Source organism: Paenibacillus sp. J22R160, assembly GCF_059692135.1.
Genome location: NZ_JCAUAU010000003.1, coordinates 410,094 through 428,296 on the forward strand (window position 1 = coordinate 410,094; position 18,203 = coordinate 428,296).

Below are 18,203 nucleotides of genomic sequence, written 5' to 3' on the forward strand. Positions count from 1 at the left end.
TCCCCTTCCCAATTACACCGAACAGCTTACACATTCCTCAACGGATAGCTGATTTGTTCGCGTGTAGTAGAGCGATTTAAGTCCTTTGTGTGCCGCATACAGATACAATCTAGCAAGCTGTCTCGTGGACACATCACTATTTACGTGCAAAATGGTTGAAATGCCTTGATCCACATGCGTCTGAATTTCAGCAATCAGATCGAGAATTTTGAATTGATCCATTTGATACGCAGATTTATAGTAAAAATAATTGTCGCGTGCCATGAATGGCATCGGGTAGTAAGTCGTTGAGTTCGCGTATGTACGAGTCTCGATCGGCTCTACAATCGGCATAACGCTCGAAGTCGAGTTTTGGATATAAGAAATACTTTGTGTCGGAGCAACAGCCAAACGGTAAGCATGGTACAAACCGTGCTTCTGAACTTCTGCCTTCAGCTTGCTCCAGTCGCTTGGTGACGGAATCTCCATACCTTCAAACAGATCCTTCGCTTTATCAGTAAGCGGGCGGTAATCTGTCTCTGTGTATCGGTTAAAATAGGCGCCATTCGCATATTCAGACAGCTCAAAGCCTTCAAAGACCTGCCCTTTCGCTTTAGCAATTTCCATGCTTTTCTCGATCGAATAATAATTCATCGCCATGAAGAACGTGCGAACGAAGTCTTTCGCTTCATCGCTTTCATAGCTAATTTTGTTCTTGGATAAATAGCCGTGCAGATTCATAACTCCCAATCCAACAGAGTGCAATTCACGATTCGCTTTTGCCACGCCTGGTGCATTGCTGATCGTCGTCATATCACTGACTGCTGTCAAAGCAATCATACCTTCATGAACCGTTTCACGCAGTTTCTTGTGGCCCATCACATTCGCAATGTTCATGGAAGCCAAGTTACAGCTGATATCACGCAGAATCACATCATCTTGACCGTAATCATTGATTTCCGATGTTTCTTGCAATTGGAAAATCTCTGTGCAGAGATTAGACATTTTGATCGTACCGATTCCTTTCAGGGCATGATCCCTGTTCGCATTCGTACGATTCATCATATATGGATAACCGGATTCCAGTTGGGTTGTCGCAATTTTGATCAGCATGTCACGCGCGCTCATCACAACTTTTTTCTTAACTTTCGGGTTAGCTAGCAGCTCATCGTACATTTCATCAATATCAAGATCATCCAAATGCTTGCCATAGGCTTGTAAAACGGTATAAGGCGCAAAAACATGAAGAGGTTTGTTCTCTTCTGCCAGCTTGTAGAACTTATTCGGTACGATAAGACCGATGGAAAGTGTTTTCAGACGCGATTTCTCATCTGCATTAATTTTCTTGCTGTCCAGGAATTCCATAAGATCCCAGCCGAAAATGTTGTAATAAGCCGCTCCAGAACCTTTGCGCTGTCCCATTTGATCCGCGTAGGAGAATGCATCCTCCATAAGCTTAAGAACAGGCATAATACCTTTGGCTGCGCGTTCTACACCTTTGATGGATTCACCGCGCCCACGAAGTTTGGACAAGTTAACGGCTACACCGCCGCCAATTTTGGAAAGCTGCATACATGTCGCTAGCACGTAGTTAATAGAGTTGAGAGAATCATCCATCTCCAGAAGGAAGCAAGAAACCATCTCGCCACGGCGGCTTTTCCCTGCGTTAAGGAATGTAGGTGTTGCCGGCTGCAAACGCTGTTCCATCATCGATACAGCGAGCGTAGAAGCAGTTTCTACGTTACCGCGCCCCAAGTAAAGAGCTACAATCGCAACGCGGTCCGCGAAATGCTCTAGATACAAGGATTTATCATCACTGCGTAAAGCATAGTCTGTATAAAATTTCGAAGCTGCCATGTACGAGGCGAATTCGAATTGATTATCGTGGGCCACTTGATAAACTTGATTTACTTCCTCTAACGTGTAGTGCTCATATACGTTCTCATAATAGTTATTATCAATCATATAACGAACTTTTGAAGTCGTATCGGGAAAAGTGAGGCTTTTACTGTGAACATCCTGCATAAAAACTTCAACAGCTTCTTTATCCTTCTCTAGTTGAAAAAAACCATCCGCTCCGCGTTGCATTAATAAATTATTCAGCTCAATGTGCCGCAATTGCATGTACCCCCTGAACAAATCGTTCTACATCATTTTTGGTGCCGGATAACTCGAACTTCGTTAACACTGGCACATCATACAGCTGTGAGATGGTGTCTGCGCTTTTGGCAAACCCGTCTCCCCAATTACGGTTACCGCTTGCTGCCACTCCGATCAAATTAGAGGCGTTCGATTCCAGGAAGGAACTTACCTTCTCAGGAACTTGGCCAAATCCGGTTGTGTAGGTAACGAGCACGAAAGGCTCGTCCACTTTCATCGCTTCCTCGATTTGAATCGCCGGCATATGAAGTTTATTAATAAATCGGCGAACATTCCCCGTTTTCGAATCGTAAGCAATCAGCATGGGCTCCGTCTCCTAACATCTCTATCATGGGTTCAAGCATTCTCGTTCTTGTGTCTAACTTATGTAGATAACCTATATGTAGTTAGTAATATAAATCTTACCGTCCATCCATATCTAGTATTGTCCTCTGTCTTCTCGACAAAATAGGCGAATTTCCGCAGGCAGGAAAAGAGCTGAAATTGGCGGTAAATCGGGCTTTCTCCCGGTATTACGCGGTATTTCCGCTGCGAATTCTGGATATGTCCAATTCGCTTTTTCCCACGACATCTAGTTGATAGATTCAAATTTATATCAATATATTGTGTTTGTCAACGTGTATTATGACACATTTACGGGCCCGAAATAGCCAAACCCAGACAGGGCGTGGCTCCAGAGGATTTGAAAAAATATTTTCATTTTAGACTTGAAATTTTCACAAATGTCGAAAGGAGCAAAGCCCCGAATCTCCTCTTTTATCCTACTAGATCTAGTTCCTCCCCCCTCTCAAAAAAAACCTCTCAAAACGTCTCAGAGGCCATCTTAAGACATTGTAAACGATGAACTGACCATTCTATCCCGAGACAAAAAAAAGCCATTCACGCGCACACGAGGGTGCCATGAATAGCTCATGTATAACTTCGTCCGTTACTAACCGTTGCGTTTCTGGAAATCAATCATGAAATCTGCGAGCGCTTTGCAGGAATCATAAGGTACCGCATTGTAGGTAGATGCTCTCAAGCCGCCTACACTGCGATGGCCTTTCAACCCGACAAACCCGTTCTGCTCGGTTTCCTTGATGAATTTCTTCTCCAGCTCTTCATCCTGCAAACGGAAAGTGATGTTCATTGCTGAACGACTGCCTTTATCGACAGGTCCCCGATAGAAACCGCCGCTTTGATCAATTGCGCTGTAGATCAAGCCTGATTTCTCCAGATTGTTTTTCTCGATAACCGTTAGCCCGCCTTGTTCCTGAATCCATTTGAGCACGAGGTTCACCATATAAATGGAGTACACCGGCGGCGTATTGTACAGGGAATTGTTCTTGCCGTGAATTTCATAACGCAGCATGGTCGGGATTGTTTTCGGCAGGTCCTGCAGAAGATCTTCTTTGACGATGACAACAGTCACGCCGGATGGACCTAGATTTTTTTGGGCACCGGCATAAATCATGCCGAATTTCGATACGTCAACTGGACGGCTCAAGATATCGCTGGACATATCCCCAATAAGCGGCACATTGCCTGTATCCGGGTAGCTTTGGAACTGAGCGCCTTCGATCGTTTCATTGGATGTCAAGTGGAGGTAAGCGGAATCAGGATGGATGTTGATTTCACTGAGATCCGGAATTTTCATGAATTTGTTTTCCTTGGAGCTAGCTGCAATAGCTACTTCTCCAAAAAGGCTTGCTTCCTGTACAGCTTTCTCTGCCCAAGCGCCTGTCAGCACATAGCTGCCCACTTTGCCCGGCTTCAAGAAATTCAGAGGAATCATAGCGAATTGAGAACTCGCTCCGCCTTGCAGGAACTGCACTTGATACCCATCCGGAATAGCAAAAATTTGCTTCAATAATTGTTGTGTTTCGGTATGTACTTGCTCGTACTCCGCGCTGCGATGCGAAATTTCCATGATTGACATGCCGATACCCTTGAATTCGACAAGTTCCTCTTGCGCTTTCTGCAATACTTCGAGCGGTAATGCCGCAGGCCCTGCGTTAAAGTTATAGGCCCGATTTCCCATGAATGACCACACCTTTGCTTTTGTATTATGGCTATGATAGCAATATTCTCCTCTTGCATCAAGTAAAACCTTAGTTGGCAATGCTAGTTGAAGTAGGAAACTGGAACCAGAACACGGGTCAAAAAAAGTCAAAAAGGAGTCCACGCACGCATGCATCCTTCTGCTCATTCGACAAGAGCGCTTTCAACACCGTCTGACACGTACCGGCTTTTTGTCGGCATCAGGCTCCCACAGGAGTCGCACCGGGAGCTAGCTCTCATGACTGCCTTCCTCAAACAGCGACTGCCCTTCCAGAAGTGGACGCATCCGCAGGACATTCACGTCACTTTAAGCTTCCTCGGCGACGCGTCCGCCGAGACAGCAGACGCGCTGGCGAACGACATTCGCCAGCTTGCAGCAGCTGCGCTGCCGCTGAGCTTGCACGCCGAGGGGCTCGGCGTGTTCGGACCTCCGGCAGCGCCGTCGGTGCTGTGGGCGGGCGTCGCCGGCGACCTGGACGCGCTGGCTGCGCTGCAGCGCGAGGTCGCGGACGCCTGCGCCCGCCATGGCTTTCCGGCCGAGGCTCGGGCCTACCGGCCGCATCTCACGCTAGCCCGCCGCTACCGGCTAGCGGCGGAGCCATTCTCGCGCGCCGCCCTGGCAGGCGCGCCTTCGCTGCCCGCGTGGCGGGTAGAGGACATCGTCCTCTACCGCAGCCACTTGGGCCGGCAGCCCTCGTATGAGCCCCTGGGCGTTTTTACTTTGGCTCCTCTCTAAACCTTACATAAAATTCTTGTTTTCGCATAATTTTCTGGTGTTCTACAAACACTGGAGTACAATTGGCTTTAATCATTTTCTCTTTGCGTAGTAGCTATTCAGAATAGGGAGGTTCTAACGTGCTGGATTGGCTTGAAATCGTATTAAGAACATTGTTAGCCGTTATCGTTCTTTTCCTGATGACCAAGATGTTAGGGAAAAGACAAGTCTCACAGCTTTCTTTTTTCGAATACATAACCGGTATTACCATCGGCAGCCTTGCGGCATATATCTCGCTTGATTTAGAGGCGAATTGGTACCTTGGCTTGGTATCTTTGGCTGTTTGGATCGCTTGTTCCTTAGGAATTGAATATTTGCAGCTTAAAAGCAAAAAAATGCGCGATTTTATCGACAGCAAGGGGACTGTTCTCATCAGAGACGGCAAAGTGCTGGAAGATAACTTGAAAAAGGAGCGATTGACCACGGACGAGCTCATGGAGCAGCTGCGGAAGAGGTCTGCTTTTATGGTAGCAGATGTCGAATTTGCAATCATGGAGCCGAACGGGGAGATCAATGTCCTTTTAAAACGCGAAAATCAGCCCTTAACCCCCAAACATTTGGGCATCAAAGTGGCACCTGAGAAGGAGCCTCAAGCGGTTATCATGGATGGCGAAATCCTAGACGAAGCACTGGCTACTCTCGGTTTCAGCCGAGGATGGCTCAAAACGGAGCTAGACAAAATAGGAATAACCATTGAAAATGTATTTCTCGGGGAAGTCGATTCGTACGGCCAACTGTATGTAGATTTATTCGACGATAAGATCAATGTTCCTGTACCGCAGGAAAAAGCCACCCTCTTCGCGACCTTAAAACAGTGCGAAGCAGACCTCATGCTGTATGGACTGACAACCAACAATAAACAAGCAAAAGCGATGTACGAGCAATGCTCCAAGCAAATGGATGACATTCTCGGTCAACTTAAGCCCCTATTAACGCGATAAAATCAAATTGCTCCCCGCCGTGATGAAACGATTGGGGAGCATTTTTTAATCCAGCAGCACCTGCGAGGCTGGGCCGTTAGCAAGCTCAAACATCCTTTTTACCTGCTCTACCGTATTGCGCTCTATGGACAGAGGCGGCAGCTCATTTTCGCCAAAAAAGCCGACTTCGGTCGTTTCCAAACTGACCTCTAACGCCTCTCCGCCGACCAACTCGCACAAGATAAATATCTTGTATACGTAGTTGGGCGCAGGCGGGTGTGCATGGCACTTCTTATCCAGAACCGCCAACAAACGCATAGGCTTGACCTCGTAACCCGCTTCTTCGCGTGTCTCTTTGACAGCGACCTCGCTCGGTGTGAAACCGATATCCGCCCAGCCGCCTGGCAAAGCCCATGCGCCGTCGGTTCTTTCCTTCACAAGCAGCACCTTGTTCTCCTGCAGAACAACCGCGCGAATATCGACCTTCGGCGTCTGATACCCCGTGTCGCTGGCGAATAATTCCGTCACTTTGTCAATCGGGGTGTCCGTGAAGTGGCTCATCATCTCCACGCTGATCTTGCGCAGCGCCTCGTAGCGTTCCAGATCGTAGCCGTTCTCGCCGTAAGTAAGTCCAGCTTGACTAATCGCTTGAATTTCTTTAGCCCAATGCAGCCAAGGAATATTCATCCATTATCCAACTCCATCCCGATAAAAGTCTTAATTCCGCTATAAATAGCGACCATCTCCTCCAACTTCATCCGAACGAGCCCGCTGGAGGAGGGACATACGTACTCCACCACACCTGATACGATGGGCTCTGGCTGGCTGCCCCATGCCATGCCTCTACGGCCGCTATATTGTTCGTAAACCCCTTTGCCTACAAAGCATACAACCTTTGGCCGAATGTTCTGAATCTTCTCCCTGAGAATTACGCGGCCTTCCCGAAATTCCTCAGGTGTTATTTCAGCAGCCGTCAACGAGGGCCTCGCCACGATATTCGTGAATCCATAGCCGAGCTCAAGCAGATCTTGATCTTCTTGAGGCTTATAAAGCCGAGCCGTTAATCCCGCTTGAAATAATATGCGGTAAAACCGATTGTTCGGATTCGCATAGTGATGGCCGGTTTCACCCGACCGAATACTAGGATTATATCCCACGAAAAGGATGAATAAATGCTCCTTCAAATGATCCGAGATCGGTTTTATTCCCACAGACATCAGCCCACCTTCCATGCGTCTACCAACTTGTATTAATTTGCAATAATTTTTACCCTTTCAACTAGGTTACCACTATTACTATATAAACTTCAACGATTCATAAGGCTTCCCAAGAACAGCCGAGGTATCGCCTTTTAACCAACTATCCACCAGAGTGCTGTACACAGAGCGGAAATCCACCTCATATTTCAAATCCCCGTTATCCAAATTGCTCAGACTCGGGTAAGCGCCATAGAGACCGCCCTTCACTTTCCCGCCAATCACAAACATCGGTGCTGCCGTGCCATGATCCGTGCCACCGCTCCCATTTTCCCTCACACGACGCCCAAATTCAGAAAACATCATAATCGCAACCCGGTCCTGCAGACCCTGCGCTTCCAAATCTTTATAAAAAGCCGTCAGCCCCTGATCGACCTGTGTCAAAACCCTCGCATGCTGCTCCTTCTCGTCGGCATGATCATCGAAACCGCCGATTTGGACATTGAACACTCGCGTCCCCGACTTCCCGGCCAATAGCTTGGCAACAAGTTGAAGATCACTGGCAAAGCTCGTTTTTGGGTACTCAACCTTATTAGCATAAGCAGCTGTTAACGATTGTATAGCTTCAACGCTTTTGTAAGCCTCATATCCGCGTCCCGAAACGACTCGCAGCTGTTCCATCTGGTTCTGATCACTATACATGTCCAAAAAAGCCTTGGTTATCCGATTTTTGTCCATCATCGCCGTTTTCGGATCTATTACATGGTACGATTCCAGCGATTGAATGACAGGAAAGCTCATCTTTTCCGAGGCGAAAGCTTTGCTGCCCGCTGCACCAACCTGAACCGCTTTGAGCGGGTTCGTGTTATCGCGCAGCGAAGACTCTACATAGCGGGCTAACCAGCCGCTCCGGCTAATTTTCTCCGGCTCAGCAGTCTGCCAAATTTCCATCGACCGGAAATGGGAATGATCCGGCTCCGGATAACCTACACCTTGAATGACCGCCATATTCCCATTCTTGAAAAGAGCTGCGAGCCCGGCAAGACTGGGATGCAAGCCCACTTGATTATCAAGGGCAAGCACGTCCTTTTGCTGATAGGCTAGTGTCGGCCTTGAATCATAATATACGCCTTGCCCATAAGGAATAAGCGTATTTATGCCATCGTTGCCTCCGCTAAGCTGCACAACAACCAGCACCGGCTCTTCGAAATCGTCATTGACTCCTCCAGCGAATATCGATTTGCCGGTTTCCGTAAACAAAATGCCGCCAAGGCTTAAAGCAGCAAACATTGCCGTACCTTTTAGCAGAAATTCCCTTCTTGTTAATTTCAATGCCTTCACCCCCCGCTATTTCATTTGCGCTTCCGGACTGATTAAAACTAGTTGCAACAAGCCCCGTAAACCGGCATTTTTCTGCTTTGTATGTAAGATAGTTTCCTCCACATAAGCGCTTAAACCCTTCAACGTCTTATCAGACAACTGTATGATCCCGAGACGCTGACTCCACAGCTTTACCCATTCCTCTGGCAGCTCCGCCTGCTTCGGCGTCGTATCAGCCGGCATCAGCTTCTTGTTGTTCAATTGCATAGCAATAGACTCGGCGAATTGATACCTCGCGAGCAGCAAATTGGTATTCAGCCATGATGCACCGCCTCTCCAGCCCGCAACATCAGGCGGGGAAAAGAGTTCCTGGCCCATCTTTCTCATCGCTTGCGCATGCCCTTTGGCAACATGCACCTGTAGCGTTTTGAGAATGCCAGCTACATAGTCAGCCGGTGTTTTAATGAGGGATAACCGCAAATTGGGATTATAGAAATCATCCGACATGAAAAGCTCATGAAGCACTTCTCCAATTGTCGCCTTCTCTACAATGTGCTTCGCCACCTGCTGTATCCAGCGGTCAGAAGGATTATCTGCGGCAAAATATTTGAGCAATTTCAAAGCCAGAAACGTTGATAACGACTTTTGATGAAAAATAATATCAATGGCAGCATCGCCGTCCAGATTCCCCTTCTCACCGAGCAGCGTTTTCGGATCATTGTCATGCTGTTTGGGATTAAAGGCCACTTTATTTTCCTTCTCACTATATGTCCAGCCCGTGAAAGCTCTCGCCGCTTCCTTGACATCCGTTTCGGTATAATGACCAATACCAAGTGTAAAAAGCTCCATCACTTCACGCGCGTAGTTCTCATTCGGTTTGTTTTTCTTATTGCGGTTCACGTCCAGCCAAATCATCATAGCCGGATCTTTGCCTATAGCGAGCACGAGCTCCTTATAGTTGCCTAAAGCATACTTCCGGAACAGTTCATTTTGCTGAACCATCAGCGTGACATCCTTAACCTTGTAGTTTGCGGTTGCAAAATGTCCATGCCAAAACAACGTCATTTTCTCAATCAACGGTGCGCTGGAACTCGCCATCCGGTATAACCAGTACATTTGCTGATCGCCAAGCTGTAATGGATCCAAAGCTTTCTTGCCATCTGCGTTTAGTTGGTCAAAAGGTGTCAGCGCTGCCGCTTGGGTCAATGCTTCACCAGCGATAAGCCGTCGCACCGTCTCCTCGCGCCCCAGCGCCACACAAGCATTAACTTCGTCCTCTGCCCCTCCGAATCCGGCACGAAGCAATAAATGAATTACTTCCGTGTTCGTCCAAGTTACTCCCATGATTTCCCTCCACGCCTAATTTTCCATACTTTAGCACATAAATGTGTCAAAAGTATGTAGAAAACAAAAAAGATAGAGATTTCAGAACTTGTCTGAATCTCTATCTTTATTAGGAATCCTCGCTTGTATCATCAATAGCTCATAGGTAGCTGAAACGCCTCCTAATACGCTGAACTTCGACTCATATACTTTGTACATGCCGGTGAACAAACGTCGTGCGCTGATGCCCGGCACATCCGCTGCTTCTGATGTGCTGGCTCCCATTGCTTTAACAGCATGCAAAAAATCCCTTGGACTCGGGTACGTTTCCACCTGAAACAAGTGATCTTCTTGGATGTGCGAGAAGCCACTGTCTACAAGCATTTCTCTCCACTCAGTACTGGATTGAAAAGTCAGCCCATGTCGCTGCGGCTGCTGTCCGCCATGTCGATACACCTCCATGAATGCCTCATGCAGCTCATAAAATGTTTCCGGCCCGAATGTCGTGAACACCAACATGCCTCCTGGACGAAGAAGACGCCGAAGTTGCTGAAGTGTCTGTTTCGGCTGTTGTAACCACTGAAAGCAGGCGCCGGAGACGATCAAATCGAACGAGTCCGGCGGTGCAGCAGCCGACCACTTTTCCACATCGCCAAGGATGAAGTGTATGTCCCTATCAGCTTGTTGGCTGCACCCTACACGCTGCTCAGCCGCCCGCAGCATGCCAGGTGCAATGTCCAGGGCGGTAATCACCGCTCCAGGATACTTCTCTACTAATCCGCTCGTCACAATTCCTGTGCCGCAGCCAATCTCAAGAATATCGCTTGCTGGCGTACTCTCTCGTTCGCCCTCCAGCCCCTTGAGCGCTGCTGCAAGCTGCTCCGCCATCATCCTCTGCACATTAGCGTTTTGATCATAGGAACCTGCCGAACTCCGATTAAATTGACGCTCAATTTCCATACTGTTGTTCATCCCACCACTGCCTCATTTTCTCTGCGATCTCCTCTTCCCTTCCTAGAAACGGTACATGGCCGCAGTCAGGTAGGGGATGTAATTGGGCATGAGACAGTCCAGCCGCAAGCTCTTCCGCCCCTTTGTAAGGGCATATCCGGTCCTCCCTGCCATGGAACAGCAACACTGGCCATACAATCTCCGAGAGTACAGCGCGAACCTCCACCTTCCGCAAAATCTGAAGTCCTGCCAGCAAAGCGGGTACTGTCCAGCTGCCTATTGGAGGGAGTTTGTCGTCTATTCCCATCTCCCGCTCTATTTCTGTCCACAGAATCTGGCGAAAATCAGACTCAACCGCAAGCGCATCTTGTGCCGCAGCTTTCATCATCTGCCTGATAGAAGCGTCCGGCTGACCTAGATGGGCCTCGTCCTTCGAGCGGATAAAACAAGCTGTTGCCGCAAATAAGATGAGACCATCCACCTGACCTTGAGCTGCTAATCGAAGCGCCAGCAATCCGCCAAGCGACCATCCACCGATAATAAGAGGTCTGCGGACTGCCGAAGATTGCCATCTTGCTACCACGGCTTCGGTGATCGTCAGCATGTCTTCAGGCGTTTTTGCCTCGCAATAGTTGATAGGCACGTGATGATAATCAGGCAGCGCCTTACAAAGCTGATCAAACACCTCAGGCGGCATACTCCACCCAGGCAACCATACGATCGTCGCTCTCTTTACTGGTGCCATCATCCCAATACTCCAAGCTGCAGCCCCGCTTCACGAATGCACGCTGCTGCATTTCGCAATTCTTTATCTGTATGGGCTGCGGATAGTGAGAAGCGAATGCGAGCTGTCCCCTCTGGAACCGTCGGCGGCCTCATTGCAACGGCTGCGATTCCTTTTTCTTCCAGCATAGCGCTGAAGCGCAAGGCAGTCTCATTATCGCCGATGATGATCGGCACGATAGGAGAATCGCCTATTCCGAGCAGGAAGCCGGACTTTTGCAGCAAAGATCGGAAGGTGCGAACGTTTGTGTGCAGCCTTTCACGCCGCCAGTGCTCCTGCTGTACCAGCACCAATGCTTGAGCAATACCTGCGAGCAGCACAGGGGGCATTGCTGTTGAATAGATAAGCGTACGCGCCTTATTCACGAGGAAGTCAATGAGCGTGCGGCTGCCGCACACATAAGCTCCGTAGGCGCCGAAGGCTTTGCTGAACGTTCCCATATGAATGTCCACCTCGCCTTGAACCCCGAGTACATGGCATAATCCTCGCCACGTTTCCCATAAATGCCTCCGCTGTGCGCCTCGTCCACCATCAGCATCGCTCCATACTCATGCTTGAGTAGGATGAGATCTTGCAAGGGGGCCTGATCTCCGTCCATGGAGAAGACAGCATCCGTAACGATCAGTTTTCGTTTCCTGTCGCGGTACTTATGCAATAACGCTCCAAGGTGCTCCATATCGTTATGCCGATATCGCGCTAACTCCGCCCGGCTCATCAGAATACCATCAACAATGCTGGCATGATTCAGTTGATCGCTAAACACCACATCGTCCCGGCCGACTACTGCGCGAATAACGCCTGTATTTGCCATATATCCATTGGCAAATACAAGGGCGGCTTCGCAGCTCTGCCATTCGGCGATGGCTTCTTCCAGCTCCGTATAAGCCAGCCGATTGCCAGTCACAAGGCGGGATGCCCCGGCGCCAACACCTTCCTTGAGCAGCACCTCCCGCATCACTTCAATTATGGCAGGATGCTGGGACAGTCCAAGATAATCGTTAGCAGACAAATTGAGCAGATTGTGCGCTCCTGTCCTGCGAAGCATGAGCCCAGGAGCGCCTGGAACCGCTGAACTCGCCCGGAGGGATCGTTTCAAGGAGGTTTCTTCCAGAAAGAGAAGCTCCTGTTCCATCCATTTCAAAGATGATTTCGCGTTCATTGTCCGCACCACCTTACAAAGCGTTAAGTTCAATCTCAAAGCCTAAATCTTCAATCATTTGGTGATCCACACCAATCGATTGGCCTGCCGTTGTTAAGTAATCACCGACAAAAAGGGAGTTCGCCGCATACAGCGACATGGGCTGCAGCGTACGGAGATTCACCTCACGACCACCTGCGACTCGTATTTCTTTGGTCGGACAGATGAAACGGAACAAGGCGAGCACTTTCAAAGCCTTCATCGCCGGCGTGCGGCCTGCATGCTCCAAAGGCGTTCCAGGAATGGCATTGAGGAAATTAATCGGAATCGAGTCACTATCCAGTTCACGCAGCGCATAAGCCATTTCCACAATTTCTTGATTGGTTTCACCCATTCCGATAATGACACCGGAGCAGGGGGACATGCCGTATGTTTTTACTTTCTCCACTGTTTCAACACGTTGGTCGTACGTATGGGTCGTCGTTATCGACGGGTAATTCGCTTTGCTCGTATTGAGATTATGGTTGTATCGATGTACGCCGGCTTCTGCAAGCCGCTGCGCTTGCTCATCCTTCAAAATGCCTAGACAAGCGCATATTTTTAGCGGCATCGTTTCACGGATTTCTTTCACGGCATCTACGACTTGCGCTAATTCCTTGTCTGTCGGACCTTTGCCTGCTGCTACGATGCAGTACGTGCCGGCTTTACGCGCCATAGCTTCACGTGCGCCAGCAAGCAGCGTATCTTTATCCAGCAAAGTATACTTGCTTACCGGTGCCGTTGAAACAATCGATTGCGAGCAATAGCCGCAGTCCTCGGGGCAAAGCCCGCTTTTCGCATTTATAATCATGTTCAATTTTACTTTTTTGCCGTAATAGTGGCTTCTTACCTGAAAAGCAGCATTCAGCAGCGGCAGAACCTCATCATTGCCTGCTTCAAGCACAGCCAGCCCTTCTTCTTCCGTCAAACACTCCCCATTTAATGCTTTTTGGGCCAACAAAGGCCAATCTTTACGGGTTGAAATGTTGTTCATTGTCTCCTCCTTGGCGTTCATTGTGGCATTAACTTTAGCGCTTGTTTGATCGGTGCGAGTTGTATAGATTTCCTAGCCGTATGTATTAAAAGATCTGTATGGACATCAGCAGGCAATAAAGGTAACCGACCGAGAACAGTTAGACCACTATACTGCTCGATTAGCTCCGCGTTCGTGGCAACACTCGGATCGTGTAGAGTTTCTGGATCTTCACCATCATTTAGGATGACGCCTACAAGTGGGATTCCATAATGCCAGAGAAAAGCTGCGGTCAATATCGTATGGTTAATCGTACCCAGACCGGAACGGGCAACAATCAGTGCAGGAATTCGGAGCTCTGCGATCAGATCTGCCGTCAGGGCATCATCATTCAGCGGAACGGCCACACCTCCTGCGCCTTCAATAAGCAGCGCCTCGTATCGTTCAATAAGCGGCTTGCCCGCGGCGATCAGATCTTGCGGCGTTAAGGTCACGCCCTCACGCCTGGCAGCAAGCATAGGAGCCAGCGGCGCTTCAAACGTGTATGGCGCTATGGCGTCTGGCCGCTCATTGATACCCGTTAGCTGCAGCAGTCTTTCCGCATCTGTTTCTCCACCGCCCAGGCATGCGCCTGACTGTACGGGCTTCCACACGCCTACCGGACAACCATCGGCACGAAGCGCTGCTGCTATCGCCGCTGTGACCATCGTTTTGCCGACTCCAGTGTCCGTACCTGTAATGAACAGACCCCGGATTGGCTCCGTGCTGTCTTTATTCATGGTCCGCATCATCCTTCCGTGACCTGAATAATGGATGCCGCCAAAATCTCCGTCATCGCTCCGAGCTCGGCTTCTGTGCTCGCTAATGGCGGAATGAAGACAATCACATTGCCTAGCGGCCGCGTCAACATGCCAAGCTCTCTGGCTCTCTGACTCGTCCGCACGCCAATCCGCTCTCCCCACTCGTACGGTTCTCGTGAACCTTTATCACGTACTAGCTCGATTCCGATCATCAGCCCTTGTTGCCGGATTTCGCCGACGTGCGGTCTATCTTTAAGCGCCGCTAGTTTATTGGCGGTAAAGATTGCCTTCGAACGAACTCCCTCCAATAGACTATTCTCCTCAAAAAGCCTTAAGCTGGCCAAAGCAACAGCACAACCGAGTGGATTTCCCGTATAAGAGTGTCCATGGAAAAAGGTTTTCTGCTCGTGATAGTCCGCATAAAAGGCGCCATAGATTTCATCTGTCGCCAGCGTTGCCGCTACAGGCAGATAGCCGCCTGTGAGTCCCTTTCCAACCACCATGAGATCTGGTGTTACATTTTCCAGATCACAAGCGAACATCTCTCCCGTCCGACCGAACCCGGTCGCCACCTCGTCCGCAATGAGCAGCACGTCGTGCTTACAGCAAAGTTCAGCCATCTCGCGCAGGCAGCCCTCCGGCATCACGACAATTCCACTGGCTCCTTGGACGATCGGCTCCACAATAAGCGCCGCAATCTCATCTGCCCGAGTTTCTAGCAGATCTCGCAAAGCGTTTATGGTTGCTTCTTTGGCTCCCTCTGCGCCCCCTTCATTTCGATAAGCATAGGGGTAAGGGATGACGTGCGATTTGAACAGCATTGGACGAAATACCTCGTGATAAAGCGGAATCGCCCCAACGCTCACAGCGCCAATCGTATCTCCGTGATACGCCTGACCCATTGTGATAAAAGACTTTTTATTACGCACCCCCTTGTTATGCCAGTACTGGAAAGCCATTTTAATCGCGATCTCCACCCCGGTTGCACCAGAATCCGAATAAAACACTTTGTTTAATCCATGCGGTGTGATGTTCGCCAGCTGCTCAGCCAGCTCAATTGCGGGGATATTAGCCACGCCCAGCAAAGTTGAATGAGCAACAAGCTCCAATTGGTTCGAAATTGCTTGGTTAAGTTCCGGTACATTATGTCCATGAACATTCAGCCAAACCGATGAAAAACCATCGTAATAAGCGCGTCCTTGGACATCGTAAAGCCTAACGCCTTCTCCACGCTCAATGATGAGAGGATCCTCGTTATTGTAGTCTTTCATTTGTGTAAAAGGATGCCAAACGTGCGACTTGTTCAGGGCCGCAAGCTGTTCGTAGGACTTTGACACGTCAATCCCTCCTAAACAGAGTTTATTGTTAACTTAAACTTAGTAATTTAGGTTAACAATAGATTGTGGTCAGTTTAGCAGATCAAAACATCCTTGTAAATACATTTTCATTTATCCACAAGTGAACAATAAAAAAAAGAGCAATACATAGCGTCTGAACGCCTTGTATTACTCTTATTAAAAAATGTTTATTCGAATACATTATTGTCGAACAAGCTATTGTCGAACGTTCAATATTGTTGTCAACTCGAGAAAAGAATTTACGACACGTCGAACGCGTTTATCGACATCCGGATGAATATCGCTGTAAGCTGCTCCCGTTTGAAAACTTTTCCGCTGATCGCCACCAATTGAAATCCACTCCGGGCAGTTAATACCATGAAGATTGCGAACAATTGTTTGCAGCTGCGTTAGTGAGCTAACGGCTACAGCGCCGCCTGATGAACTCACGGAAAGAACGGCTTTATTATTAAAATGATCTTGTCCGAGATGATCCAAAGCATTCTTCAGTACGCCAGAGATTCCGCTATGATATTCGGGCGTCGCCAACACGATGCCATCCGCTTCGTGCATCGCACGCTTCAGATTTTCAAGTGCTTCATGGCCTCCATGAGCATCATCCGGTGAATAAAAGGGTACCGGTGTTTTGTTCAGATCAATAAGTGTTGTTTGGTGCCCATGCGATTCTAATAAGTGCTGGATATACTCCGTGAGTCTTGTACTTGTAGCTGCTTGGTGGTTACTTCCTGCAATTAGGGTGACTCTCATCAAATATCTTCCTTCCCTGCGATGGAATAATAATGTATAAGAAATGATTGATGTTTTCATTATACCTTGTTTTCATGAAATTTCCAGTAGTAGATTATAATTATTATTAAAAAGGTATTATTATTGTTATTGTTATTTAAAAAAGCTGCCCCCACCATGGAAAACCATGATAGAAGCAGCTTATCTTTATACTTATATAAGGGCTAAGGAATTAGCAATCGAAGTACAGGTTGTACTCGTGCGGGTGAATGCGGATTGCAACTTGTTTAGCTTCGCCACGTTTCAATTCGATGTAGTTATCGATGAAATCTTGTGTGAATACGCCGCCTTCAGTCAAGAACTCGGAATCAGCTGCAAGAGCATCAAGAGCTTCGTCTAATGTACCAGGAACGCTGCGGATTTCAGCTTTCTCGCTATCCGACATTTCATAGATGTTTGTATCGAAAGGACCGTATCCAAGTGCACGTGGATCGATTTTCTTTTTGATACCGTCAAGTCCAGCCATCAACATTGCCGCGAAAGCAAGGTACGGGTTAGCTGTGCTGTCTGGTGTACGGAATTCGATACGACAACCTTTTGGTGTCACAGCTGCGATTGGAATACGAACTGCAGCGGAACGGTTTCCTTTGGAGAATACAAGGTTAACCGGTGCTTCGTAACCAGGAACTAGACGTTTGAAGGAGTTTGTGCTTGGGTTAGTGATTGCAATCAACGCTGGAGCGTGGTATAGGATACCGCCAATGTAGTTGATAGCTAGTTCACTAAGGTTAGCGTACGCGCCTTTTTCGTAGAACAGTGGGTTGCCTTCGTTGAAGATAGACATATGAACGTGCATACCGCTACCATTGTCGCCAAACAGCGGCTTAGGCATGAAAGTAGCAACTTTGCCATATTCTCTAGCAGTGTTAGCAACGATGTACTTGTATTTAAGCAGGTTGTCTGCTGTTTTAGTTAAAGTGTCAAAACGGAAGTTGATTTCAGCTTGACCAGCTGTTGCCACTTCGTGATGGTGACGTTCGATGCGAAGACCTGCGTCAGCAAGCTTGTTACACATTTCGGAACGAATGTCTTGTTGAGAATCGATTGGAGCTACTGGAACGTATCCGCCTTTAACCGGAACTTTGTAACCAAGGTTACCGCCTTCTTCTTTGCGGCCAGTGTTCCAACCAGCTTCTTCGGAGTCAACTTCGAAGTAAGACTTGTTCATGCCATTTTCGAAACGAACATCATCAAAGATGAAGAATTCGGATTCTGGTGCGAAGAATGCTGTCGTACCAACACCTGTTGTTTGAAGATATTCTTCAGCTTTTTGTGCGATACTGCGCGGATCACGATCATAACGGTCGCCTTCAGGCGTATGGATGTTGCTCATAATGATCAATGTTGGGTGAGCTGTGAAAGGATCTACATAAGCAGTTTCCGTATCTGGCATCATTACCATGTCAGATTGTTCAATACCACGGAATCCTGGGATGGAGGAACCGTCAAAAGCTACGCCGTTTACAAATGTTTCTTCATCTACTTCCGTTGCAGGCAAAGAGATATGCTGTGCTTTACCGGAAAGACCTACGAAACGAAAATCTACCCACTCAATATTTTTTTCCTTGATAAGGTTCAACACGTTTTGAACTGACATTTAAAAAACCTCCCATTTCCGTACATTCAACGTACTTTACATGATTAATGTTCAACTTTTTGTT

The 18,203-nt window shown here is 48.2% G+C and carries 16 protein-coding genes and 1 pseudogene; 2 read left to right on the top strand and 15 right to left on the bottom strand.

All coding sequences use genetic code 11. From position 1 onward, the window contains the following. Positions 1–12: 12 nt before the first annotated feature. The 3 genes from nrdE to serC all read right to left on the bottom strand — a co-directional run bounded on the left by nrdE (position 13) and on the right by serC (position 4,159). A complete protein-coding gene (gene nrdE / locus AC58UW_RS08885; protein WP_497420327.1) occupies positions 13–2,097 on the bottom strand; it encodes a class 1b ribonucleoside-diphosphate reductase subunit alpha in 2,085 nt (694 codons plus the stop codon). Beyond that, positions 2,084–2,443, bottom strand: a complete 360-nt coding sequence (gene nrdI / locus AC58UW_RS08890) for a class Ib ribonucleoside-diphosphate reductase assembly flavoprotein NrdI (protein ID WP_497420328.1) — start codon at positions 2,441–2,443, stop codon at positions 2,084–2,086. The genes nrdE and nrdI overlap by 14 nt, the downstream gene beginning before the upstream one ends. A gap of 627 nt (positions 2,444–3,070) precedes the next feature. Then, on the bottom strand, positions 3,071–4,159 hold the full coding sequence (gene serC / locus AC58UW_RS08895; RefSeq protein ID WP_497420329.1) for a 3-phosphoserine/phosphohydroxythreonine transaminase: 1,089 nt from the start codon (positions 4,157–4,159) through the stop codon (positions 3,071–3,073). 150 nt (positions 4,160–4,309) lie between these two features. Between serC and thpR the strand changes: the two genes are divergently transcribed. Further along, a complete protein-coding gene (thpR, locus tag AC58UW_RS08900; protein ID WP_497420330.1) occupies positions 4,310–4,915 on the top strand; it encodes an RNA 2',3'-cyclic phosphodiesterase in 606 nt (201 codons plus the stop codon). 119 nt (positions 4,916–5,034) lie between these two features. Further along, entirely contained in the window at positions 5,035–5,895 is an 861-nt protein-coding gene (locus AC58UW_RS08905) for a DUF421 domain-containing protein (protein WP_497420331.1), read from the top strand. A 45-nt stretch (positions 5,896–5,940) separates the two neighbouring features. On the opposite strand, the gene AC58UW_RS08910 is transcribed toward AC58UW_RS08905, so the two are convergent. The 12 genes and pseudogenes from AC58UW_RS08910 to glnA form a co-directional block, all read right to left on the bottom strand. Next, complete coding sequence (locus tag AC58UW_RS08910; RefSeq protein WP_497420332.1) at positions 5,941–6,561, bottom strand: NUDIX hydrolase; 621 nt, start codon at positions 6,559–6,561, stop codon at positions 5,941–5,943. Next, on the bottom strand, positions 6,558–7,079 hold the full coding sequence (locus AC58UW_RS08915; protein WP_497420620.1) for a mismatch-specific DNA-glycosylase: 522 nt from the start codon (positions 7,077–7,079) through the stop codon (positions 6,558–6,560). Before AC58UW_RS08915 ends, AC58UW_RS08910 begins: the two co-directional genes overlap by 4 nt. A gap of 90 nt (positions 7,080–7,169) precedes the next feature. Beyond that, positions 7,170–8,402 (bottom strand): DUF1501 domain-containing protein, encoded by a 1,233-nt coding sequence (locus AC58UW_RS08920; protein ID WP_497420333.1) that lies wholly within the window; start codon positions 8,400–8,402, stop codon positions 7,170–7,172. A 15-nt stretch (positions 8,403–8,417) separates the two neighbouring features. Beyond that, positions 8,418–9,734 (bottom strand): DUF1800 domain-containing protein, encoded by a 1,317-nt coding sequence (locus AC58UW_RS08925; protein ID WP_497420334.1) that lies wholly within the window; start codon positions 9,732–9,734, stop codon positions 8,418–8,420. An 81-nt stretch (positions 9,735–9,815) separates the two neighbouring features. Next, entirely contained in the window at positions 9,816–10,685 is an 870-nt protein-coding gene (gene bioC, locus AC58UW_RS08930; protein WP_497420335.1) for a malonyl-ACP O-methyltransferase BioC, read from the bottom strand. Next, the gene (locus AC58UW_RS08935) at positions 10,663–11,409 is read right to left on the bottom strand and encodes an alpha/beta fold hydrolase (protein ID WP_497420336.1); all 747 of its coding nucleotides are present in this window, start codon (positions 11,407–11,409) and stop codon (positions 10,663–10,665) included. The genes bioC and AC58UW_RS08935 overlap by 23 nt, the downstream gene beginning before the upstream one ends. Further along, a pseudogene (gene bioF, locus AC58UW_RS08940) lies at positions 11,409–12,607 on the bottom strand (8-amino-7-oxononanoate synthase). The gene AC58UW_RS08935 and the pseudogene bioF overlap by 1 nt, the downstream one beginning before the upstream one ends. A 13-nt stretch (positions 12,608–12,620) precedes the next feature. After that, a complete protein-coding gene (gene bioB, locus AC58UW_RS08945; RefSeq protein ID WP_497420337.1) occupies positions 12,621–13,619 on the bottom strand; it encodes a biotin synthase BioB in 999 nt (332 codons plus the stop codon). 17 nt (positions 13,620–13,636) lie between these two features. Then, complete coding sequence (bioD, locus tag AC58UW_RS08950; protein ID WP_497420338.1) at positions 13,637–14,377, bottom strand: dethiobiotin synthase; 741 nt, start codon at positions 14,375–14,377, stop codon at positions 13,637–13,639. A gap of 8 nt (positions 14,378–14,385) precedes the next feature. Beyond that, positions 14,386–15,735 (bottom strand): adenosylmethionine--8-amino-7-oxononanoate transaminase, encoded by a 1,350-nt coding sequence (gene bioA / locus AC58UW_RS08955; protein WP_497420339.1) that lies wholly within the window; start codon positions 15,733–15,735, stop codon positions 14,386–14,388. Positions 15,736–15,951: 216 nt separating this feature from the next. Next, complete coding sequence (locus tag AC58UW_RS08960) at positions 15,952–16,503, bottom strand: NADPH-dependent FMN reductase (RefSeq protein ID WP_497420340.1); 552 nt, start codon at positions 16,501–16,503, stop codon at positions 15,952–15,954. A gap of 211 nt (positions 16,504–16,714) precedes the next feature. Next, the gene (gene glnA, locus AC58UW_RS08965) at positions 16,715–18,139 is read right to left on the bottom strand and encodes a type I glutamate--ammonia ligase (RefSeq protein WP_497420341.1); all 1,425 of its coding nucleotides are present in this window, start codon (positions 18,137–18,139) and stop codon (positions 16,715–16,717) included. Positions 18,140–18,203: the final 64 nt, after the last annotated feature.